The organism is Cupriavidus sp. FW216-B1, from assembly GCF_058789195.1.
On sequence record NZ_JBYTEL010000006.1, the window covers coordinates 175,600 to 198,373 of the forward strand.

The 22,774-nt window shown below is 72.3% G+C and carries 17 protein-coding genes; 7 read left to right on the plus strand and 10 right to left on the minus strand.

All coding sequences use genetic code 11. The features are described 5' to 3' along the window. Window positions 1-95: 95 nt before the first annotated feature. The 6 genes from AC3WXD_RS15290 to AC3WXD_RS15315 all read right to left on the minus strand — a co-directional run bounded on the left by AC3WXD_RS15290 (window position 96) and on the right by AC3WXD_RS15315 (window position 10,803). Window positions 96-6,296 carry a hybrid sensor histidine kinase/response regulator gene (locus tag AC3WXD_RS15290; RefSeq protein ID WP_492324092.1) on the minus strand — a complete coding sequence of 2,067 codons (6,201 nt, stop codon included), beginning with the start codon at window positions 6,294-6,296 and terminating at the stop codon, window positions 96-98. Between the two features lie 71 nt (window positions 6,297-6,367). Further along, window positions 6,368-8,533 carry a methyl-accepting chemotaxis protein gene (locus AC3WXD_RS15295; protein WP_020204543.1) on the minus strand — a complete coding sequence of 722 codons (2,166 nt, stop codon included), beginning with the start codon at window positions 8,531-8,533 and terminating at the stop codon, window positions 6,368-6,370. 148 nt (window positions 8,534-8,681) lie between these two features. Continuing rightward, a complete protein-coding gene (locus tag AC3WXD_RS15300) occupies window positions 8,682-9,254 on the minus strand; it encodes a chemotaxis protein CheW (protein WP_020204542.1) in 573 nt (190 codons plus the stop codon). Between the two features lie 58 nt (window positions 9,255-9,312). Beyond that, window positions 9,313-9,681 (minus strand): response regulator, encoded by a 369-nt coding sequence (locus AC3WXD_RS15305; RefSeq protein WP_020204541.1) that lies wholly within the window; start codon window positions 9,679-9,681, stop codon window positions 9,313-9,315. A gap of 20 nt (window positions 9,682-9,701) precedes the next feature. Further along, a complete protein-coding gene (locus AC3WXD_RS15310; protein ID WP_454731078.1) occupies window positions 9,702-10,220 on the minus strand; it encodes a response regulator in 519 nt (172 codons plus the stop codon). 412 nt (window positions 10,221-10,632) lie between these two features. Further along, the gene (locus AC3WXD_RS15315) at window positions 10,633-10,803 is read right to left on the minus strand and encodes a rubredoxin (protein ID WP_017225880.1); all 171 of its coding nucleotides are present in this window, start codon (window positions 10,801-10,803) and stop codon (window positions 10,633-10,635) included. A 214-nt stretch (window positions 10,804-11,017) separates the two neighbouring features. Between AC3WXD_RS15315 and hemL the strand changes: the two genes are divergently transcribed. Further along, on the plus strand, window positions 11,018-12,310 hold the full coding sequence (gene hemL, locus AC3WXD_RS15320; protein ID WP_492324093.1) for a glutamate-1-semialdehyde 2,1-aminomutase: 1,293 nt from the start codon (window positions 11,018-11,020) through the stop codon (window positions 12,308-12,310). Between the two features lie 23 nt (window positions 12,311-12,333). On the opposite strand, the gene dapA is transcribed toward hemL, so the two are convergent. Then, complete coding sequence (dapA, locus tag AC3WXD_RS15325; protein ID WP_454731076.1) at window positions 12,334-13,266, minus strand: 4-hydroxy-tetrahydrodipicolinate synthase; 933 nt, start codon at window positions 13,264-13,266, stop codon at window positions 12,334-12,336. A gap of 454 nt (window positions 13,267-13,720) precedes the next feature. On the opposite strand from dapA, the gene AC3WXD_RS15330 reads away from it, so the two are divergent. Genes AC3WXD_RS15330 through AC3WXD_RS15340 form a run of 3 tightly spaced genes read left to right on the plus strand, consistent with a single transcriptional unit; the run spans window position 13,721 to window position 15,818 of the window. Continuing rightward, a complete protein-coding gene (locus AC3WXD_RS15330; RefSeq protein ID WP_059410731.1) occupies window positions 13,721-14,353 on the plus strand; it encodes a LemA family protein in 633 nt (210 codons plus the stop codon). A gap of 58 nt (window positions 14,354-14,411) precedes the next feature. Beyond that, a complete protein-coding gene (locus AC3WXD_RS15335; RefSeq protein WP_492324094.1) occupies window positions 14,412-15,305 on the plus strand; it encodes a TPM domain-containing protein in 894 nt (297 codons plus the stop codon). A 6-nt stretch (window positions 15,306-15,311) separates the two neighbouring features. Continuing rightward, entirely contained in the window at window positions 15,312-15,818 is a 507-nt protein-coding gene (locus tag AC3WXD_RS15340; RefSeq protein ID WP_454731074.1) for a TPM domain-containing protein, read from the plus strand. 48 nt (window positions 15,819-15,866) lie between these two features. Here the strand turns inward: AC3WXD_RS15340 and AC3WXD_RS15345 are convergent, their stop codons facing one another. Next, window positions 15,867-17,174, minus strand: a complete 1,308-nt coding sequence (locus AC3WXD_RS15345; protein ID WP_492324095.1) for an MFS transporter — start codon at window positions 17,172-17,174, stop codon at window positions 15,867-15,869. Window positions 17,175-17,251: 77 nt separating this feature from the next. On the opposite strand from AC3WXD_RS15345, the gene AC3WXD_RS15350 reads away from it, so the two are divergent. Beyond that, on the plus strand, window positions 17,252-18,292 hold the full coding sequence (locus AC3WXD_RS15350) for a LysR substrate-binding domain-containing protein (RefSeq protein WP_492324096.1): 1,041 nt from the start codon (window positions 17,252-17,254) through the stop codon (window positions 18,290-18,292). Here the strand turns inward: AC3WXD_RS15350 and AC3WXD_RS15355 are convergent. Both AC3WXD_RS15355 and AC3WXD_RS15360 read right to left on the minus strand, forming a co-directional pair. Then, window positions 18,289-19,437: a M48 family metallopeptidase gene (locus AC3WXD_RS15355; RefSeq protein ID WP_492324097.1), complete on the minus strand. Its 1,149-nt coding sequence runs from the start codon at window positions 19,435-19,437 to the stop codon at window positions 18,289-18,291. The genes AC3WXD_RS15350 and AC3WXD_RS15355 overlap by 4 nt on opposite strands. Window positions 19,438-19,473: 36 nt before the next feature. Further along, window positions 19,474-20,547: a YjgN family protein gene (locus AC3WXD_RS15360; protein ID WP_492324098.1), complete on the minus strand. Its 1,074-nt coding sequence runs from the start codon at window positions 20,545-20,547 to the stop codon at window positions 19,474-19,476. A 1,259-nt stretch (window positions 20,548-21,806) separates the two neighbouring features. Between AC3WXD_RS15360 and AC3WXD_RS15365 the strand changes: the two genes are divergently transcribed. After that, complete coding sequence (locus tag AC3WXD_RS15365; RefSeq protein WP_020204530.1) at window positions 21,807-21,992, plus strand: Flp family type IVb pilin; 186 nt, start codon at window positions 21,807-21,809, stop codon at window positions 21,990-21,992. Window positions 21,993-22,102: 110 nt separating this feature from the next. Further along, a complete protein-coding gene (locus AC3WXD_RS15370; RefSeq protein WP_059410726.1) occupies window positions 22,103-22,630 on the plus strand; it encodes an A24 family peptidase in 528 nt (175 codons plus the stop codon). Window positions 22,631-22,774 lie beyond the last annotated feature (144 nt).

A 22,774-nucleotide genomic window follows, 5' to 3' on the forward strand; every position in this document is an offset into this window, starting at 1 on the left:
GGCCGCCGGCGAATGCAGTTTCCGCCGGTGTGCTCCCCTCTCCCGCTCGCGGGAGAGGGGCCGGGGGAGAGGGCCGGAGCTAGCCCGCCTCCGCCTCAATTCCCCGCATCGTCTCCCAGCATCTGCGCCACCGAGCCCGCGGTGCCCGCGGCGCGTTCGCCCAGCAGATGGTGCAGCGTGGTCAGCAGTTCATCCTCGTTGTACGGCTTGCCCAGATACACGTTGACGCCGATCTCGGCGGCGTAGCGGCGGTGTTTTTCCGCCGTGCGCGAGGTGATCATCACCAGTGGCATGTGGGCGGTGCGGCTGTCGCCGCGCACGTTGCGGGTCAGGTCGAAGCCGTCCATGTGCGGCATCTCGATGTCGACCAGCATGGCGTCGGGCATCACGTCCTGCAGTTGCCGCAGCGCGTCCACGCCGTCGCGCGCCAGCACCACCTGGTAGCCGGCGCGGGTCAGCAGGCGGTGCGAGACCTTGCGCACGGTGAGCGAGTCGTCCACCACCATGATGGTCGGCTGCGTGCCCAGGCCAGCCACCGGCGCGGCACCGCCGTGGCCCAGTTCGGCCACCGCGCCCAGCGCGGGCTGCTGCGCGGCCTGCTCCAGGCCCGGCAGCGGCAGGCGCGGCGGCTCGCCGCGCTCGCGCACGAAGCGCTGCGCCAGCACCACCGGGTTGTAGATCAGCACGATCTCGCCGTCGCCGAGCGTGGTGGCGCCGGCGATGCCTTCGAGGCGCGCCAGGTGGGGGCCGATGTGCTTGACCACCACTTCGCGGTTGCCGATCACTTCGTCCACGTGCACGGCGATGCGTTCGGCGCCGCTGCGCACCACCACCACGGGCGAGTACTTGCGGCCCGCGGCGATGGCCGGCGTTTCCTCCAGCAGCGTGCCGAAGTAGTAGAACGGCACCTCGCCGCCGGCGGCGTCGAGCCGGCCGCGGTTGTAGGCTTCGAGCAGGCCTTGCGAGCGCAGCTGCTGGACCTGGTCGATCATGCCGCTGGGAATGGCGAACTGGCGCCCGCCCAGCGTGACCAGCAGCACCTGCGTGATGGCGGTGGTCAGCGGCAGGTGCACGGTGAAGCGGGTGCCCTGCCCGGCCTGCGTGGCCAGCGCGATGCGCCCGCCCAGCGCCACGGTCTCGGCGCGCACCACGTCCATGCCGACGCCGCGCCCGGCCAGTTCGGACACCGACTCGGCGGTGCTGAAGCCGGGCGCGAAGATCAGCTCGGTCAGGCGCGCCTCGCCGGCGTCGTCGTCGGCCGAGAGCAGCTCGCGCTCGATGGCGCGCGCGTGGATGCGCGCCAGGTCCAGGCCGCCGCCGTCGTCGACGAAATGCAGCACCACCTCGTTGCCTTCCTGCTGCACCTCGAGCGTGAGCGCGCCGGCGGCCGGCTTGCCCGCCGCGCGGCGGACCTCGGCCGGCTCGATGCCGTGCACCACCGCGTTGCGGATCAGGTGCTCGATCGGGCCGGCCATGCGGTCCAGCACCGAGCGGTCGACTTCCACCGTGCCGCCCTTGATGAGCAGCCGCACTTCCTTGCCGGTCTCGCTGGCGGCCTGGCGCGCCACGCGGTAGAGCCGCTCGGCCAGCGCGTCGAACTGCACCATGCGCGCCTGCATCAGGCTGCGCTGCAGGCCGCGCGTGAGGCGGGCCTGCGCGTCGAGGTCGCCGGTGGCGCGGTCGAAGCCGCGCTGCAGGTTCTGCTCGACCGTGGCCACGTCGTTGACCGACTCGGCCATCATGCGGGTCAGTTCCTGGAAGCGCGTGAAGCGGTCGAATTCGAGCGGATCGAAGTCCTGCGAATGCTGGGCGTCGGCGATGCGCGACGCCATCTGCGACTCGGCCTGGATCTCGATCTCGCGCAACTGGCCGCGCAGGCGCGCCACGTTGTCGTTGAGTTCGCCGAGATAGCTGCGCAGCGCGTCGAGCTCGCTTTCCAGCCGCGCGCGCGTGGCGCCGACTTCGCCGGCGTCGGTGATGAGGGTGTCGAGCGTGCGGGCCTGCACGCGCACCAGCGCGCGCAGGCGCTCGCCGGTCTCGGCCGGCACCGGCACGGTGGCGGGCTGCAGCATGCCCACGCCCACCGCGCCCGGCGACAGCGGCCTCGCTCCGGCCTGCGGCAGCTGTAGCAGGGCCGGCGCTTCGGTCCGCATATCGGACTGCACATCGGACCGCACCTCGGCCGCCACGCCGCTTTCCGGCTCGCCAACCTGCGCGTCGCCGGCATTGATCAGCTCGGGGTCGTCCACCGCCAGCAGGCGGCCGCCCTGCAGCGCCTCGCCATGCGCGAGGATGCGGTCGTACCAGGCATACAGGCGCGCGAACAGCGCGGCGTCGACGCGCCCGCCGCGCACGGCGGCGTCGAGCAGCGTCTCCATCTCGTGCGCGGCCTGGCCCAGCGCCATCGCGCCGGCCATGCGCGCGCTGCCCTTGAGCGTATGCAGGGCGCGCAGGATCAGGCCGGCGTGGCGGGCATCCTGGCCGTCGCCGGCGGTGGCTTCCCAGCCGCGCAGCAGCCGGCCGAGCTCGGGCAGGCTGCCGTGGGCTTCCTCGAGGAAGATCTCGACCAGCGCGGGGTCGAGCGGCGCCTCGCCGTCCGGCGCGATGCTTTCGTTGGCCGCCTCGGCCAGCGGCGCCGCCGCGTGCGCGGAAGCGGGTTCGGGCACGAGCGGGATGGCCGCGGCAAACCCGGCCGCGCCGTCCTGCGCCTCGGCAAACGGCGGTGACGATGGCGACGATGGCTTGCCGAACAGCAGCGCGACCGGCGCGCCTTCCGCCTCCGGCGCCATGCCGGCCGATTCCGGCACGGCCAGGCGCGGGCGCACCATGGCGCGCTCGCCCAGCTCGGCCAGGCTGCGGCACAGCGCGTCGTCGGCATCCGGCCAGATGCCGGCGGCGAACTGGTGCAGCATGCCGCGCACGCGCTCGACCGCCTGTTCGAGCAGGCGGAAATCGCCGGGGTGCATGGCCACCGGATGCGTGCCCAGTTGCAGCATCAGGCGCTCGAGCGCCTCGGCGATCGCGCGCACCGGCTCCAGGCCCACGGTGGAGGCGCTGCCCTGCAGCGTATGCGCGACGCGCAGCGCCAGCTCGCTCGGGCACGGGCGCCCTTCGTGGCGCCATTCGGAGACGTCGGTGGCGAACTGGCGCACCAGATCGTCGGCTTCCTGCAGGTAGACGTTGTAGAGCGGCAGGCTGATGCGGACCGGGCCGATCACCTTGAAATGGTCGTTCTGCTCGGCCGGCGTGCTGGCGAAGCGGAACGGGATGACCTTGGCGTCGGCCGCGGCTTCGTCGTCGGCGGTCAGGCCGGTTGCCTGGTCGGCGGGTTGCGCTGCCGGTCCGGTCCCGGATTCGGTCCCGGCTTCGGCCCCATTTCCGGTCCCAAATTCGGACCCCGGAACGAATTCGGCCATGAGTTCGCCCGCGAGTCCGGCGGCCACGCCGCTCTCGCCGCCCGGCTGGCCGTCCGCGTCGAGCAGCGCGAGCCCGTCCACGAAGGCCGGCGCCGCGAACGCGGCCGGGTCTTCCACCGGCGCGGCGGCGGCGGCGACATCGGCAGCAGCAGCGGCAGCCTCCTCGCCGGCACGCACCGCCTGCGCCGCGGCCAGCAGGCCGGCGGTGTCGTGCGTGGCCAGCGGATCGACCTGCAGCGCCGTCACCCACGCGGCCAGCTCGCCGTGCGCGCGCAGCAGCAGGTCGACCACCGCCTGCGACGGCCCGCGCGCCTCGGCGATCCACAGGTTCATCACCTGTTCGATGGCCCAGGCCGCCTCGCCGTAGCGGTGCAGCCCGACCATGCGGCTCGATCCCTTGAGCGTATGGAAGGCGCGCCGCAGGCGGCTGACGGTATCGGCGTCGCCGAGCGCAGCGAGGCCGGCGCGCAGGTCGCTGGCGACCTCGCCCAGCACTTCGTCGGCCTCGGTGAGGAAGATGTCGAGCAGCTCGGCATCGATGGCGGCGCTGTCCGCGGCAGCCGGCGGCGCCGGCGCGGCGGCGGGCGCGCTCGCTACATTGGCCGGCAGCGCGTCCGCCAGCGCCACCACCAGGCGCTCGGCCGCGCCCTGCGAGCCGGCCAGCCAGGCATTGAGCTGGGTGGTGGCTTCGTCGGCCTGGCGCCGCAGGCCGGCGTCGTCGTCGATGGCCGCCTGCTCGTTGAGCGCCTGCAGCGCGGCGCGCAGCGCCTTGACCTCGGGCGCGTCGGCGGCGGCCGGGTGGCGCACCACCTCGCTGGCGGCCGCGCGCGCGTTGGCGAGCAGGGCCGCGTGGGACACCGCGCCGCCTTCCGCCGCGGCGTGGCCGGCCGCATCGTATTCCGCGCCATCCGGCGCGTCGGCGGCGGCGCGGCGGCCGAACGCGAGCGCGTCGATGAACGCATGCACCGCGCCGAGCTCGCCGGCGATCGCGGCCAGCCAGCCGGCGCGCTCGGCGGCGGCGTCCGGCGCAGCATCCGGCGTGGCGCGCGCACCGGCCAGCAGGCCGAGCGACTGCGCCACGCGCTGCAGCGCCGCGGCCACGGTGAGCGCCTCGGCGCGCAGCGTCTCCGGCAGCGCGCCGGCGTCCTGCAATTGTTCCAGCGTGGCGCCCAGCGCGACGAACGCGCGCTGCGCATCGCGCAGGTGGGCGCCGGATTCGGGGCGGGCCGCGTCGCGGTCGTAGGCGTCGAGCCAGGATTCGCCGCTGTCGAGATGGCCGCGCAGCTGCGCCACGGCGGCCTCGCGCAGGCGCTGCGCGCGCGCCTGCTCCACCATCTGCGCCAGCCAGCGCGGCGCGGGCGCCGCGGCGTGGCCCCGCTGGCGCTCACCCAGGTAGGCGGCCAGCTCGTCGCAGCGCTGCGCGAAACCGGCGGCCGCGGCGTGGCCGGTGTTGCCATGCACGCGCCAAGGCAGCGCCAGCGCGCGGCCGAGGAACAGCGCGACGGCGCCGATGCCGATGTCCTCGCCTTCGGCGCCTTCCTGCTGCACGCCCCCCCGCCGCGCGCCGCCGGCCAGCACGGCGGGCTGCGCGGCGGCGTCCAGGCAGCGCAGCAAGGCGGGCTGGGCCAGCGGCTGCGCGGCTTCGGCCAGCGCCGCGAGCGCGCCCTGCCAGTCGCCGTGCTGCGGGTCGGCGGCGGCGCGCTCGAGCGCGGCGGCGGCCTGCTGCAGGTTGCGCGTGTCGATCGGGTCGAGCCAGCCGTAGTAGCGCACGCGGAAATCGGCGCGCGCCACGCCGTGCGCGGCGTCGATGCGGAACGCCTGCAGGCATTCGCGGATGGCCGAGCGCAGCGCCAGCACCGGCTGGCTTTCGGCCTCGCCGGCGGGCGCGGCCGCGCCGGCGCCGGTGGTCGTGACCAGCAGGTAGACGGCGTCGTTGAGCAGCGCCTGCGGCACGCGCACCTGGCCTTGCAGGTACTGGCGCAGCAGCAGGTGGGCCCGCGCCGCCAGGCGCTTGGCGAGCAGGTCGGAGGGCAGCAGGCCGTGGGCCAGCGCGCCGAACACCAGCGCCAGCACGTGCCACACGCCGCGGTCGGGGTGGTCGGTGGCGCGGCGCAGCTCCTGCTCGCTGGCGCGCACGTCTTCGAGCGCGGACTCCAGCGGCAGGTAGGCCTCGCGCAGCAGGCTCTCGTCGTGGCACGGCACCGGCAGGCGCAGCGCCTTGAGCAGCGCGGCCTCGAAGCGCTGGCGCGCGCGCGTGACCGAGGCGGCCATGCGCATCGGCAGCAGGATGCCGGGCAGCATCTGCAGCTCGTCGACCCACAGGTCGGCCGGATGCACGCGGTCTTCGCCGAGGCGGCCGAGCACGTCGGCATAGGAACGGAACAGGCGCACCGGGTCTTCGTCGTCGCCGGCCATCAGGTCGTCGACGTACTCGGCCAGCGCCTGCACGCCGAGGCGGAACACGCCCAGCGTCTGCGCGTCGGCCGGCACGGTGCCGGCGTCGATGGCGTCGAGCAGGCGGCGCAGCACCTGGCAGTACGGGTCCACGCCGCGCAGGCCGACGATGTGCACGGCGCCGGCGGCCTGGTGCAGGTGCTGGCCGGCCAGGCGCAGCGAGGTGGTGTCGCGCGCGCCGAGCGCCTCGGGCGCCTGCTGCACCTCGTCGACGTAGTGGCCCAGTTCGGCGGCGGCATCGTCGAGCGCCGCGCGCAGGCTCGGCGCCAGCCATGCCAGCATGGAAAGGTCGCGCGACACCGGGCTGCCGGCGGCTTCGGCGGCGTGCGTGGTGCCGGCGGCGCGCTGGGCCGCCGGTGCCGGCACGTCCGGCGCGGCCGGACCGGCGCCGGCGGGCTCGTGCGAGGCGGGGAAATTCAATGACATGACTGCATCCAATGCGTCCAATGCGGTGGCGCCGGTCCGTGGCGCGCGGCGGCCGTGGCTCGCGTAACCCGTCAGGCGATCTTGAATCGCAGCACGGAGTTACGCAGTTCCTCGGTCAGCAGGGTGAGCTGGCGCACCGACAGCGCGGTCTGGCGCGTGCCGGACGAGGTCTGTTCGGTCACCTGCAGGATCCCTTCGATATTGCGCGCCACCGCGGTGGCGAGCCCCGCTTCGTGCGAGGTGGTCTGCGAAATCTGCTCGATCAGCTCGGCGAGCTGGCGCGACACGCGGCCGATCTCCACCAGCGCGGCGCCGGCATTGTCGGACAGCTTGGCGCCTTCGACCACGCCCTGCGTGCTGCGCTCCATCGCGTGCACCGCGTCCTGCGTGTCGGTCTGGATGGTGCGGATCAGCGCGCCGATCTGCTTGGTCGCCTCGCCCGAGCGTTCGGCCAGGCGCTGCACTTCCTCGGCCACCACCGAGAAGCCGCGCCCGGCCTCGCCGGCCGAGGCGGCCTGGATGGCGGCGTTGAGCGCCAGCACGTTGGTCTGCTCGGTAATGTCGGAAATCAGCTCGACGATCTCGCCGATCTCCTGCGACGACTCGCCCAGGCGCTTGATCCGCTTGGAGGTGTCCTGGATCTGCTCGCGGATGTCGTTCATGCCGGCGATGGCGTTCTGCACCGCGTGCTGGCCCTGCTCGGCGGCGGCCAGCGAGGCGCGCGCCACGTTGGCCGACTCGGCCGCGCCGCGCGACACCTGGGTGATGCGGTCGGCCATCTCCACCACCGACTCGCCGGTCTGGCGGATCTGGCGCGACTGTTCCTCGGAGGCGGCCACCAGCTGGGTCGAGGTGTCCTGCACCTGGCCCGAGGCCTGCGTCACCTCGCCCGCGGTCTGCTGCACCCGGCCGACCAGCTCGCGCAGTTCCTCCACGGTGTAGTTCACCGAGTCGGCGATGGCGCCGGTGATGTCCTCGGTCACGGTGGCCTGCCTGGTCAGGTCGCCGTCGGCGATGTCCTGCAGCTCGTTCATCAACTGCAGAATGGCCTTCTGGGTGGCGTCGTTGTTGCGCTTTTCCTCGAGGCGGCGCGCCTCGGCTTCGTGCTCGCGGGCTTCCGCCTCGCTGGCGCGGGCGCGCGAATCGCGCAGGTAGAGCGCCGCCAGCCCGGCCAGGAACAGCAGCGTCAGCACCGCCGAGACGATGGTCGCGCCCAGCGTCAGCGGCCGCACGCGCGCGCCTTCGGCATAGGCCGACTGCAGTTGCGACAGTTCGCCGCGCAGCGCCTCGTTGTCGTTGAAGATCTGCTGCTGGGCGCGCTTGGCGGCGATCAGGCCGGGCAGGTTCTGCAGGATGGTCTGCGTGGTCTTCTGCACGGCGTCGAAACGCTGCGAGAGCTGCTGCAGGTAGGTGCGCGTCTCGGCGTCGCCGGTGGCCGCCAGGCGCAGCGCCTCGCTGCCGTTGAGCAGGCCGTCCAGCGTCTCGCGGAAGGTGTTGGTGTCCTTGCCCAGCAGGAACGCGGTTTCCGGGTTGACGCCTTCGCCGGCCAGGAACTCGTTGAGGTTCTTGCCCAGGCGCTGCGTCAGCATCACCAGCTGCGCGGAGGCGGCCACCTCGCGCGCGTTGGCGCCGCCCTGCAGCTTGATCGCCGCCACCTGCTCGGCGCTTTCCAGCAGTTCCGGGTTGGAGGCGTTGAAGATCTGCAGCGTCTGGCCGATGGTGGTCAGGGTCGGCTGCTGGGCCAGCACGTCGCCCGCGCTCTTCTCGGTGCGGCGCCACGATTCGATGGCCTTCTCCAGCAGCGGCGCGGCCGCGCCGCCGGTGGCGCGCACGTGCTTTTCATCGCTGCCGTTCTGCAGCGACTGCAAGTCGCCGGCCAGCTCGGCCTTGGACTGGCGCAGCTGCGTGAAGCCCTGCGCATTGCCCAGCAGCGCCACCGGCACCGCCTTGGCCAGGCGCTGGGAGTGCATCAGCATGTCGCCGGCGATCTCGATCTGCGCCGCGCCGTTGTTGGCCTCGCGGTTGTCCGCGTACACCGACGCCAGCAGCGCCACCAGCGACAGCACCACGCCGCCGGTCAGCGCGCGCTGCTGGCTGGCGAACGGGATGCGGGCCAGCCTGTCGGCGATGCGCTCGGCCGGGGTGCTCCTGTCCGCCGGCGCCGCCGCGTTCACCGCCACCTCGGCGGCAGCGGCCACCGGCGCCCGGCGACCCAGGCTGATGTTCTTGAAACCCATAGCACCCTCTGTTCGTTATTCTTCGATTCTTGGTTTCTCTGCGGCGCGTCCGCGGCCAGCGCGGACCCGCCTCCTCCCCGCCGCCTGCCGCTTCTTCGTGCCGCTTCTCCGTGCCGCCCGCGATGCGTCTCCGTGCCGCCGGCGCCCCTCAGGCAGCCTGCCGGCCGACCTGCAGGAAGGCCGGCGACGCCAGCAGGCGGTTCACGTCCAGCACCTGCCAGTCGCGCCCGTCGCGGTCGGCGAAGCGCGCGCCCTCCCATTCCGGCGCGTCCTGGGGCTGGCCCGGCGGCGGCATGGACGGCGGCTCCGCCGGCAGACTCAGCTCGCCGGCATGGCGCAGGCCGATCACGCGCGTGGCCAGGATGCCGCAGGCGCGCTCGACCTGGCGCGACAGCACCACGATCTTGCTGCCCGGCTGCAGCGGGGTGGCACCCTCGCCGCAGAACAGGCCGAAATCGATCACGCCGAGCAGGCTGCCGCGCGCGTTCACCAGCCCCGTGTACCAGCCCTGCGTGAGCGGCACGCGGCTGGGCTGGCGCATCTCCAGCACTTCCCCGGTCTCCTTGAGCGGCAGCAGCCAGTGGCGCTGGCCGACCTGCAGGCCGAGAAAGCTGTCCATCGCCGGCAGGCTGCGCGCCTCGCGCAGGCGGCGGGCCAGCATGGCCTGGTAGTCCTGCAGCCGGGTCTGTCTGGCCCGGAGATCCTGGCGCGGCGCGTTCATGGGCGGATTCCGTCGTGGCAAGGGAGTAGGCGGGTGGGCAGGCGGGCGGCGATCCGGCTCAGTGGGCCAGCGCCGCGATCTTGCCGAGCAGCTCCGCGCCGTCGACCGGCTTGACGATGTAGTCGGCCGCGCCCTGGCGCATGCCCCAGATGCGGTCGGTGTCCAGGCCCTTGCTGGTGCACATGATGACCGGGATGTCCTTGAAGCGGTCGTCGCGCTTGATGGCGCGGGTGGCCTGGTAGCCGTTCTGGCCCGGCATCACCACGTCCATGAGGATCAGGTCGAAGCGCTCGCTTTCGAGCCGGGCGAAGGCCTGGTCGCTGTTGCCGGCCACCGACACCTTGAAGCCCTGCTTGCCGAGCAGGTCGGACATGAACAGGGCTTCGGTCGGGGAGTCGTCGACGATGAGGATCTTGCTGATGGTCATGAGTATTCCTAGATATGCGCTCAGGCCGGTTCGGCGCTGGCCACGGCGGCGGCACATGGCACGCAGGCATCGACGGCCTGCAGCAGCGACTCGCGGGTGAACGGCTTGGCGAGATGGTCGCGCGCGCCGACGAGGCGGCCGCGCGAGCGGTCGAACACGCCGTCGCGGGACGACAGCATGATCACCGGAATGGCATGGAAGCGCGGGCTTTTCTTGATCAGGGCGCAGGTCTGGTAGCCGTCCAGGCGCGGCATCAGGATGTCGCAGAAGATCAGGTCCGGGTGCATGTCGCCGACCTTGGCGAGCGCCTCGAAGCCGTCCTCGGCCAGCAGCACCTCGCAGCCGGCCTGCGACAGGAAGATCTCGGCGGTGCGGCGGATGGTGCTGGAGTCGTCGATGACGAGCACCTTGCGGCGCGCGGGCGCGACCGTGCCGCCGGCGGCCGCGCCGGCTTCGGCCACGCCGGTGGCTCCGATGGCTCCGGCACTGACCCGTTCGGCGTTGACCCGAATACTTTCTAGTGGTTGAGCGACCCGCATCCCGTTCCCGCAACCAGCGCGCCCCTCGCGGGACCCGCCGGCATTCACCTGAGAACTTCCGCGCGGCGCAGCATGGCTGTGCCGGCGGACCCCGAAACAAAACGTCCTGATTCCCGAAAAACACACCGCCGCGGTGGCCCGCGCCCGGCAAACGGCGGCGCGTGGTACCCGCGCCTGCCCAAGTCCGCCCCCAAAGGGGGGATTTTCAAATTTGAAACAGAGTGTGACAACTCGCCGTGGGGCCGTCAATCCGGAATCCGGAACATTCCCCGGCGATCTGTCGCATCGACGCGACGCGGCGGCGCGGGCCGGCTTGTCACGGGCACGTCATGCTGCCCTGCCCGGGACGCCCCGCCGCCGGCGGATGCGACACCCCGGCGCGCGCGGCGGCACGGAGCCGCGCGACGGCGGCTTACAGAGCCACCATCTCGAAATCTTCCTTGCGCGCGCCGCATTCCGGGCACGTCCAGTTGATGGGCACGTCTTCCCACTTGGTGCCGGGGGCAATGCCGTCTTCGGGCGCGCCGGCGGCTTCATCGTAAATCCACCCGCAGATCAGGCACATCCAGGTCTTGTATTCCATAACGGTTCAGTCACTCTCCATTAAAATTCAGGGCCAGATGGTACCGAATCGGCGGCGCCGGCGCCAGCCGGGCAAGCACGATCCGGGCCAAACACGCCGTGTTCGCGCACGTTACCGCGCAAATGCCCTTCATTGGGGATTTTTTGCCGGCATTTCCGCCAGACTTGCCGCCCGATAGAACGCGTTCCTCCTGCTTTTGATCTCACGCAAAGCCATGTCTCGTAACCAGCAGCTTTTCGACCGCGCCCAGCAAACCATCCCGGGCGGCGTCAATTCGCCCGTGCGCGCCTTCCGCTCGGTGGGCGGCACGCCCCGCTTCATCACGCGCGCCGAAGGCGCCTACATGTGGGATGCCGACGGCCAGCGCTACATCGACTACATCGGCTCGTGGGGCCCGATGATCGTCGGCCACGCCCATCCCGAGGTGGTGCGCGCGGTGCGCGAGACCGCCGGCCTGAGCTTCTCGTTCGGCGCGCCGACCGAGGCCGAGATCGAGATGGCCGAGGAAATCTGCAAGCTGGTGCCGTCGATCGAGCAGGTGCGGCTGGTGTCGTCCGGCACCGAGGCCACCATGAGCGCGCTGCGCCTGGCGCGCGGCTTCACCAGGCGCGACCTGATCGTCAAGTTCGAGGGCTGCTACCACGGCCATGCCGACAGCCTGCTGGTCAAGGCCGGCTCGGGCCTGCTGACGTTCGCCGACACCACGCAGAACGCGCCGTCCTCGGCCGGCGTGCCGGCCGACGTGACCAAGCACACGATGGTGCTGGAGTACAACAACGTCGAGCAGCTCGAACAGGCCTTCATCCAGCACGAGGGCGAGATCGCCGCGGTGATCGTCGAGCCGGTGGCCGGCAACATGAACCTGGTGCGCGCCAGCGACGCCTTCCTGCAGGCCATGCGCGCGCTGTGCACCAGGCACGGCGCCGTGCTGATCTTCGACGAGGTGATGACGGGCTTCCGCGTGGCGCTGGGCGGCGCGCAGGCGCACTACGGCATCACCCCGGACATGACCTGCCTGGGCAAGGTGATCGGCGGCGGCATGCCGGCCGCGGCCTTCGGCGGCCGGCGCGACATCATGGCCTGCCTGGCGCCGCTGGGCGGCGTCTACCAGGCCGGCACGCTGTCGGGCAACCCGCTCGCGGTGGCGGCCGGGCTGACCACGCTCAAGCTGATCCAGGCGCCCGGCTTCCACGACCGCCTCGCCGCGCAGACCCGCAAGCTCGCCGACGGCCTCGCTGCGGCCGCGCGCGAAGCCGGCGTGCCGTTCGCCGCCGACGCCATCGGCGGCATGTTCGGCCTGTACTTCCGCGAGGGCGTGCCGGGCAGCTTCGCCGAAGTCACCCGGTGCGACACCGCGCGCTTCAACCGCTTCTTCCACGCCATGCTGGACGCCGGCGTCTACCTGGCGCCGTCCGCGTTCGAGGCCGGCTTCGTCTCGGCGCAGCACGACGACGCCATCCTCGCCACCACCATCGAGGCGGCGCGCAAGGCGTTCGCCGCCGGCTGAGCGGCCTGCGCACCACCGCGTGGCTAGCCGCGCGGGACCGCCTCGCCGAGGCTGGCGCCCGCGCGTGCCAGCGCCGACGCCAGCGCCTCGCCGGCCGGCGTCATCGGCGCGCGCAGCTCGTTGCGCAGCCAGCCCTCGCGCGCCAGCATGGCCTTGAGCGGACCGGGGTTGGGCTGCGCGAACAGCAGCCGGATCATCGGCATCAGCGCGTGGAACAGGCGCCGCGCCTGCTCCAGCCGCTGGTCCGCCACCGCGCGCGCCAGCGCCACGAACGACTCCGGGCGCAGATGGGCCGAGGCGACGATCGCCCCGCTGCCGCCCAGGCACAGCGTGCCCAGCAACTGGTGGTCCTCGCCGGCCAGCAGCGCCAGGCGGCCGTCGGCGATCACCGCCTGGGTACCGTGATAGTCGCCGCCGCAATCCTTGACGGCATGGATGTTCGGATGCGCGGCCAGCGCCAGGATGGTGTCGGTCTCCAGCTTCACGCCGGTGCGGTACGGAATGTCGTACAGCACCAGCGGCGCGGCGGCGGCGTCGGCCAGCATGTGGAAATAATCGATCAGCCCGGCCTGCGACGGCCGCACATAGGCCGGCGCCGACGCCAGCACGCCCGCCAGCGGCCGCGCGGCCAGGCGCCGCACGCGCGCCTGCGCCTGGCGCGCGTTGCTGCCCGCCACGCCCATCATCACCGGCAGCCCGCCGGCGGCCTCGAGCACGGTGTCGAGCACGGCCAGTTGCTCGTCCTCGTCGAGCGCGGCCGCCTCGCCGGTGCTGCCGCACGCCACGAAGCCGGCGATGCCGCTGGCGGCGTAGCGGCGCGCCAGCCGCGCCAGCGCGGCGTGGTCGACCTCGCCGTGGGCGAACGGCGTCACCAGCGGCAGCCAGATGCCGGCGAAGGCCTGCCGCGGCGGCCGTGCCGGTTGTTGTGATTGCTCTGCTTGTTCTGCTTGCTGCATGAAACACTCCTGTACGACCGGTCAGGAAAAAACCGTACAGAAGGGCGCCGGATTGGCGGCTGGGTCTGCCGTGGACTGCGGGAAGATGGAAGCGGCAAAGCCGGCCTCGCCCCTGGTCGCAGGTGCCGTTCCGTCGCTCATCTGACGGAACAGCGCGCCCCGGTCAGACGAGCGGCTGTTTTTTGGCTTTGGCGCGCGCGGGCATCCGCGGCTGCGAGGCAGCTCGGGCGGGTGCGGAAATCGGCGGAAAGGCGCGCATGGCGAAGCGGGGATCGGGAAAACCGGGGATCGAGAATCCGGGCAAGGCCGCGGCGGTGCCGGTGCGGGACCGCGGCCGCCGGGCCGAAGCCGACAATCTACCGGCACCGGCATGCTGGCGTCAACCGGCACGCCGGCGCTTGCCGGCGGCGCCCCCTGCGCTACACTGGTGCTTCCCCGATTTCCGGAGTGTTCGATGCGCGCATCCCTGTCCCCTGCCCTGTCCTCTGTCCCGGCCTCCGCGCGGTCCGTCCTGCGCTGGCTGCTGCTGGCCCTGTGCGCCAGCCTGCTGTCCGCCTGCGGATACAACGACTTCCAGGCCAAGGACGAGGCCGTCAAGGCAGCCTGGGGCGAAGTCATCAACCAGTACCAGCGCCGCGCCGACCTGATCCCCAACCTGGTCAACACCGTCAAGGGCTACGCCACGCACGAGCGCGAGACCCTCGAAGCCGTGACCAAGGCCCGCGCCGCCGCCACCAGCATCCAGGTCTCGCCCGAGACCCTCAACGACCCCGAGGCCTTCAAGCGCTTCCAGCAGGCCCAGGGCGAACTGAGCGGCGCGCTGTCGCGCCTGCTGGCCGTGTCGGAGAACTATCCGCAGCTCAAGGCCGACGCCTCTTTCCGCGATTTGCAGTCGCAGCTCGAAGGCACCGAGAACCGCATCACGGTGGCGCGCCAGCGCTATATCGCCGCGGTGCGCGACTACAACGTCCTGGCGCGCAGCTTCCCCACCAACCTGACCGCGATGGTGTTCAAGTACCCGGTCAAGCCGTCCTTCTCGGTGGAGAACGAAAAGGCCATCTCGGCGCCGCCGGCGGTGAAGTTCTGATCCGCGCCGCGCACGCAGCAGGCTAGACCCAAGAGGCTGAACCCAAGAGGCTGAACCCATGCGGCAAGACCTGGCCCGACCCCTCCCCCTGCCGGCCGCGCGCGGCTGGCGCGGCGCGCTGCTGGCGCTGGCGCTGATGCTCGGCGCGCTGCTGGCGTGGCCGGCCGCGGCCGCGGCGGCTGCCGGCGCCGACGGCTTCGTGCCGGTGCCGCCGCTGACCCAGCGCGTGACCGACCTCACCGGCACGCTCAGCGCCAGCCAGCGCGGCGCGCTGGAAAACGTGCTGGCCGAATACGAGCAGCAGCGCGGCAGCCAGATCTTCGTGCTGATGGTGCCCACCACCGAGCCCGAGCCGATCGACGCCTACAGCATCCGCGTGGCCGACGCCTGGCGCGCCGGGCGCAAGGGCATCGACGACGGCGTGATCCTGCTGATCGCCAAGGACAACCCGCCCGGGCTGCGCAAGATGCGGCTCGAGGTGGGCCGCGGCGTGCAGGGCTCGCTCACCGACGCGATGTCCAAGCGCATCCTGCAGGACGTGATGGCACCGCACTTCCGCCAGAACGACTTCTACGGCGGCCTCGCGGCCGGCGTCTCGGCCATCCAGGCCACCATCGACAAGGAAGGCCTGCCCGGCCCGCAGGCCGGCGGCAAACCGGCCCAGCGCGATTCGCTGGCCGACTGGCTGCCGGTGCTGTTCCCGCTCGCCATCATCCTGTTCTTCTTCATCTCCGCCGCGCGGCGCCCGCGCGGCCCGCAGATCGTGACCGGCCGGCGCGGCTGGGACGCGGCCGCGGGCGGCCTGGGCGGCACGCTCGGCGGGCTCGGCGGCGGCTGGGGACGCGGCGGCGGCGGTGGCGGCTTCGGTGGCGGTGGCGGCGGAGGGGGTGGCGGCTTCGGCGGCGGCGGGGGCGGCGGATTCGACGGAGGCGGCGCCTCCGGCAACTGGTAGCCACGCATGCCCCACTTCAAACGCGCGCTGCGCCATCTCGGCACCCGCCCCGGCGCCGCCAACCGCCACTTCCCCGCCGAGGCCCGGCAGCAGCTGCAGCAGGCGGTCGCCGCCGGCGAGCAGCGCCACCACGGCGAGGTGCGCGTGGTGATCGAATCCAGCCTGCCGGTCGGCCTGGCCTTCGCCGGCATCACGCCGCGCGCGCGGGCGCGCGCCCTGTTCGGCGCGCTCGAGGTCTGGAACACCGAAGGCCACACCGGCGTGCTGCTCTACATCAACCTGGCCGACCACGCCGTCGAGCTGCTGGCCGACCGCGGCATCGACGCCCGCGTCGGCCCCGAGACCTGGCGCGCGCTGTGCAGCGAACTGGCCGCCGGGCTGGCGCGCGACCTTTCGGTCAGGCCGGTGTTGGCGGCGGTGGAGCAGATCCACCACCTGCTCGCCACGCACTTCCCCGCCGAGGACGGCAAACCCAACCACAACCAGCTGGACGACCGGCCGGTGGTGCTGTAGCGCCACCCGGCCGCGCGGCGGCAGGCGCGCCTTCGCCGCGGATCGCGGTCAGGCCGCCCGCGCGCCGCGCTCGCGGCCCAGCGCGTACCAGGCCGCCGCCGCCACCTGCAGCGCCACCAGCCCGCCCCACACCACGAGGTGCGCGCGCGCCGGATAGCGGCCGTCCGCGACCGGCCAGAGATCGAGCACCATGCCCACCCCGACCTGACAGGCGAAGGTGGCCAGGAACACCGCCAGCGTCAGCGCGGTGGTGGCGCGGCCGATCAGCGCGTCGGGAAAACCGCGCGCCAGCACGGCATAGGCCAGGATGCCGCTCGAGCCGAACACGCCGTAGGCGCTCCACACCAGCACCGGCGGCAGCGGCACGCCCGCGATGATCAGGCACTGGACCACGATGAAGCCGCTCATGCCCAGGCCGGCGAACGCATACAGGCTCAGCCCGGCGCGCTCGAGGTGGCGCGCGGCCCAGCCGGCGCACACGCAGCCGCCCATCATGGCGAAGCCGATCACCGACACCAGCCGCGCGCTCTGCCCCGGCGACTGGCCCGCCACGTCGCGCAGGAAGGCGCCCACCCACAAGGTCTGCACCGACAGGAAGATGCCCTGGTTGAGCAGCGCCAGCGGCACCACGCGCAGGAAGCGCTCGTTGCGCAATACCTGCCAGGTGCCGCGCAGTTGCTCGGCGAGGCGCTGCTGGCCGGCGCCGCCGGCTTCGGGCGCGGCGAACCACAGCAGCGCCGCCATGCCCAGCGTCAGCCCGGCCAGCCCGTAGCTGAGCGTGCGCCAGTCCGTCCACGACAGCAGCCACGCCAGCGGCGCGCCCACCACCACCGCGCCGAGGCCGCCGATGGCCATGACCACGCCGTTGAGCAGCGGCATGCGCGACGGCGGGAACCAGATCGACAGCGCCTGGATGGCCGCGCCCAGGCACACCGACACGCCGATGCCGATCAGCAGGCGCCCGGCCGCCAGCGCCGCCATGCCGGGCGCGCTGGCGAACACCAGCGCGCCGGCCACCGCCGCCAGCAGCAGCACGGCCTCGGTGCGGCGCGGGCCGAAGCGGTCGAGCAGCAGGCCCGCCGGAATCTGCGCGCAGGCAAAGCCGAGGAAATAGAAACTGGTCAGCAGGCCGAGATCGGCGGCGCTCAGGCCCATCTCGCGGATCAGGTGCGGCGCGAAGCCCAGGTTGACGCCGCGGTAGACATAGGACACCAGGAAACCGAGCGAGAAGATGCACAGCACGCGCCAGCGCGCGCCGGCGTCGCGCGGCAGGGCCGGCCCGGGCCGGCTGCCGGCGGCGGGCGCGGGCGGGGCGGCAACGGCGGCGGAGGAAGAAGCAGGATTGGCGGAAGTCATGCCGGCATTGTCCCGAGTCGCACCATGCAAGGCCAACGAAAGATACCTGCCGCGATTGTGAGTAGAATTTGACGGCAATGACCTCCCGAACGCCCAAGCCCGCCCCGCCGGCCGCGCCGCCGTCCATCCCGGCCACCGCCGCCACCGTGGCCGATGGCCCCGCTGGCGCGCCGGCGCCCGGCGCCACGCGCCAGGGCGCCACCCCGCACCTGCCCGCGCTGCAGGCGCTGCGCGCCGTGGAGGCCGCGGCCCGGCACCGCAGCTTCTCGCGCGCGGCGCAGGAGCTGTCGCTGACCCACAGCGCGATCAGCCACCATATCCGCGCGCTGGAAGCCAGCCTCGGCACCAAGCTGTTCCAGCGCGCCGCCCACCTGATGATGCCCACCAGCGTGGGCGCGCGCCTGGCCGAGCGCATCCGCGACGGCCTGGCCGAGCTGCAGGACGGCCTGCGCGAGGCCAGCAACGGCTGCGCGCCGCAGGTGATACGGCTGGAAGTGAGCGTGATGGCGGATCTCGCCAATGCCTGGCTGATCCGCCGCCTGCCCAGCCTGCGCGACGTGCTGCCGGGGCTGGACCTGCACCTGCGGTTGCACGCCGAGATCAGCCCGCCCGACCCCTACGCGGTGGACGTGGGCATCTGGCACCAGCGCGTGGACCTGCCCGGCTTCGCCTGCCACAACCTGATCGAGGACCACGTGGTCGCGGTGGCCAGCCCGGCGCTGCTGGCGCGCTATCCCGGCTTCACGCTGGCGGACCTGCCGCGCCTGCCGATGCTGCGCTTCGCCCTGCGGCCGTGGCGCGACTGGCTGGAAGCGGCCGGCCTGCCGCCCAGCGAGCCCGAGCGCGGGCCGATCTTCCAGGATGCCGGCATGCTGCTGCAATCGGCCGTGGCCGGCCAGGGCGCGGCCACGGCGCGCCTGCAGCTGGCGCGCGACTATCTCGCCAGCGGCGAGCTGGTGCAGCTGGGCACCGCGCGCATCCCGTCCAGCCTGCACTACTGGGTCATCTGGCGCGAAGCCAATCCGCGCGAGAAGACCATCCAGCAGTTCCACGCCTGGCTGCAGGCGCAGGTGGCGGCTTCGTCGCTGCCGGACAGCGTGCGGCCCGCGGGGATCTAGCCGCCCTGGTTCCGCGCCGCCGCGCGCAGGGCCTCGATGCGCTCACGCGTGAGCGGATGGGTGGAGAAGAAATCGTTGTCCCCGGCCTTGTCGCCATCCTCGGCGGCGCGGCGGCTGCGGCGCTCGCGCTTGGTCTCGCGCCCGCCGGCGCCGGCGGAGGCGTCGGCGCTGGCCGCCGGCGCCGCCGCCTCCTCCTGCCTGTGCGCGGCCTCCAGCGCCTCCAGCACGTCGGCGAAGGCCGACACCGGCAGGCGGTTGTCCCGCATGACCTCAACCGCGTAGGCATCGGCCGCGCGCTCGTGCTCGCGCGAGTAGCGCAGCGTCAGCAGCGTCGCCGGCACGCCCGCCAGCACGCTGGAGTAGTCGCCGAAGAAATACGCCGCCAGCGCGCCCACCGCCGAGGCCTGCAGCACCTGCTGCAATCCGTGGCGCTGCGCCACGTGCCCGGCTTCGTGGGCCAGCACACCGCTCAGGCCCGGGCCGGCGCCGGCCAGCTTCACCAGTTCGTCGGTGACGACGATGGTGCCGCCCGGCAGCGCCAGCGCGTTGGCGCCAAGCTGGCCGCCGCGGCGGAACACGATGCGGTAGTCGTGGCCCGGGTCGGGCGGGCGCCGCAGCGCGGCGAAGTCCGCGCGGATGCGCTCCTGCTGCGCGGCCGGCAGCCGGGACGGCGCCAGCAGCCCGTCGTCGATGCTGGCCAGCGTCGCCTCGCCGAGCCGCGCTTCCAGCGCCGGCGGCACGCGGCGCGCCACCACGCCAGCGCCCCACGGCAGCACCACGACGTAGCCGACCGCCAGCACCGCCGCCAGCCCGAGCACCGACAGCAGCACCAGCCGCCAGCTGTTCTGCGCGCGCGCCACCCAGCCCTCGCGATGGCCGCTGGCGGCCAGCAGCGCGGCCAGCCCGGCGTGGTCGGCGATCTCGCAGAACGCGCCGTCGGCGAACGTCACCAGGCGCGGCGCGCGCCGCACGCGCTCTGACACCCGCAGCGCCGACAGCGGCGCGCGCCGCAGCACCGCGCCGCCGCCGTCGCGCAGCACCGCCTCGCGCCCCTCGACCGCCAAGCTGGCCGCGTGCGCGCGCGACGAGCGGCCGTCGTAGTAAGTGGCGGCGACCGGGGCCGGGGCCTGGGAGGAATGCGGCATCAGGCGGACGGGATCAAGGCAAGGCTCACGGCGGGCTCACAGCGCGATGTCGATGTCGTACCAGTCCACCGCCGCGTCGCCAAGCGCGCCGACCTGCTGGGTTTCGCCGGCCACGAAGGCATCCAGCGGCGCCGCCGCCAGCATGGTCATGCTCTCGACCCGGTAGCGCGTCGAGCGCACCTTGGCGAACGGCATGAACAGGCCCAGCGTGAACACGGTGGCGATCAGGTTGGTGAAGAAGATGAAGAACAGCCGCCCGGCCCTGACCTCGCTGCGAAACGCATGCGGCGCCAGCGTGGTGTGGTTCCACACCAGGTTCTGCAGGCGCGCCATGAAGAACGGCCCGATCGACAGCAGCGCCACGTAGAAACCCGCCACCGCCGCCAGGAAGGCCATCGCCGCGCCGCCCGCGCTGCCGCCGAGGGCATGGCCGAGCACGCCGACGACGACCGCGGCGAGCACGCCCACCGCCACCATCATGCCGAAAGCGCGCAGGTACACGCCGTAGAAGCCGCCCGCGGCGGCATCGATGGCGAACGGCGCCGTGCCGAAGCGCGTGTGGTTGTGCTGGTAGCGCTTGAAGCGCTGGTGCGCCAGCGGCGCCAGCGCATAGAGCGTGAGCACCGCGAGCGCGGGCCACAGCAGGAACACCTTGTAGGCCTCGGCGTCGCCGCCGGTGAAGGCGAAGCGCAGGCCGCGGTAGCTGGAGTTCGCCATGCGAAAGCGCAGCGAGCGCACCAGCAGCAGCGGGAACACCAGCGCCAGCGCGAGGCCCAGCGCCAGCGACAGCAGTATGGAGACGTGGCCGGTGAGCTGGAACACCGCCGCCAGCGCGAACACGATGGCCCGGCCCTTGAGGATGGCCGTGGGGCGGCCGTGATAGTCGAAGCTGGCGTTGTCGAGCCGCGTGTTGCGGTAGAAATACTGCATGGTGCGCACCTTGGCCCAGGGCGAGTAGATGCCCAGCGTGACGATCGTCAGCAGCGCATTGACGATCCAGATGCGGAAGTACTCCGAGCCCGAGCCGACGAACTCGAACCGCAGCGGCCTCGGCTGCGCGGCGGGCGCGGCCGAGGCCGGCACCGGGAAATCGTTATTGCTGTCGTGCATTGCTGGCTTCTCCCTTGAATGCCGCAAACGGTACCCGTCGAGGCCCATGCGCCGGCGGAAAATCGGGCGACGATAGCCCACCGCCATCGTGGCGGCGAGCAATGTATCAGGACTGCAACCAAAATCGCCGTCACCGGGCCGATTTGTAAGAAGTTCCTGCCTCATCCAACAGAGCGAGAAAGCGCCGCCCCGGGCGTGCGCCGGCCCACGTTGGCCTACCGCGCGACTACAGCGCGGCTACAGCTTTTGGCGCCGGCCTCATCCGGACGCGCGTTGCCCGCACCGCCGGCGGGCATGCGCGCGGCGCAGCGTGCGCTGGCCCACGCGGCCCGCTCCGGGCCCCGCCGTATCGCGCATGAAACCATTTGCGCGACGGTGCGGCGGCTGCTCCACCACCCGGATGCGCCTGCGCGCTTACCCGACCCCGCCGGGCACGATTTTGCCTGAAAACACGACGAGCGCGCCTTGTCATGCACTTGATCGCGCCGCCAGGCGCCGGTCACGCCACTACGCGGCCGGCCCGCGCGATCCGGCCGGGCACGGCAGCACCGCGCCACAGTAACACCAGGGAAACATCCTGTTACAAGAACCGCGTCAAGTTACAAGTAGCTCAAAAACATCACCAATCAAATCAATTACTTAAGTTCACTGGCATGTTCGTCGCTCTTATGCCCGTTACAAAGACCAGAGCGACCGGGAACAAGACAACACGGTACGCCGAGGATGCCAGGGCCAAGCCGGTGCAATCCGGCAGCCCCGGCATCACGACAAAGCATTGAAAACGGGGGTGAAGCGGTTGCCGTGACAGGGCAGCCGTTTCGCGGGGAGGTTTGGCGGCGGGCCGGCGCAATCTTTGTTTCCACGGCCCACGCCGCAGCGGCGACGAGCAACGCGCCGCGGCGGCGATCACAGGCAGTCTTGCAGCACTTTCAGGCGCGGACCGGTTCCTGAGGGAGGTCAGAACCGGTTCGCGGCACCTACCAGCGCAACAAGCCGCAGCAAGCGGCGACCGCGCCGGGTGAGAACCCGCGGCTGGCACCCAGCCACACGGTTCCCTGAAGACTGGTGGAGCCGGGAGGCCCGCCTTGTCGCGTAGCGCCACGGGGAGGCGGCGATGCTTGCATCGCTGCTGCGCCACCGCGCACGCGTCATCGAGGAATCCCCCTGGCTTGGCCACGGCCGGCACCACCGGCCGAATCTTGTGCCCGACTCTCAGCGGGCGCTTTTTCCCCTTGAACCATGACGTAAAGGAGAAGGACATGAACACCATGTTCGAAGGCATCAAGCGTTTTGCGCGTGAAGAAGACGGGGCTGCCGGCGTGGAATATGCGCTGCTGCTGGCGTTCGTGGCGCTGGTCATGATCGTGTCGGGCCCGGCCCTGGCCACCGCGGTCGGCAGCATCTGGTCGAAGATCCAGGCGGCGCTGACGACGGCGGCCGCCTGAGCCTGCCGCCCGCGCGTCCCGGCCGGATCCGAATCCGACCGGGCCGCGCGCTGCCTGCCCGCGAATGCCTCGGTATCACGCCGTCACGCGCTTCATGCAACGAGGATGCCATGAGTACCTTTGACCCTCTTACCAGCGGATACCTGCTCGCCCTGGCCGGACTTGCCGCCGCCAGCGACATGCGCAGCCACCGTATCCCCAACTGGCTGGTCGCGGCCGGACTCCTGCTGGCGCTGGCGCTGCAGATGACCTTGCACGGGCCAGGCCAGGGCGCCCAGGCCTGGCTGACCGGCGCGCTGGCCGGATTCGCGCCCTACCTGGCGCTGTACCTGCTCGGCGCCGTGGGCGCCGGCGATGCCAAGCTGATGGCCGGCATCGGCGCCTTCGCCGGACCGCAGGCGGCGCTGGAGATCGCCATCGCGAGCTTCGCCGTGGGAGGGCTGCTCGCGCTGGCCGTCATGCTGATGCGCAAGCGGGTGAGAAAGACATTGTCCGGGATCGGCACGCGCCTGCTGTGGCTGCCGCTCGGCCTGCGGGCCAATCTGGCCGGCAGGGACAAGCTGACCACGGCGGCCCGCCTGCCCTACGCGGTGGCGATCGCGGGCGGCGTGGTGCTGGTGATGACGGGCGTGCTCTGACGAGCCGGGCGCACGGCCCCGCCACGAAAGACAAAGACAAAACAACAACGACGACGACGATGAACGGAACTGGCGCCAGGGCCAGGGGAGGCACTCGCGCCTCGCCGGCGGCGCCGATGCCTGGATCCACACTGGGGAGGACCA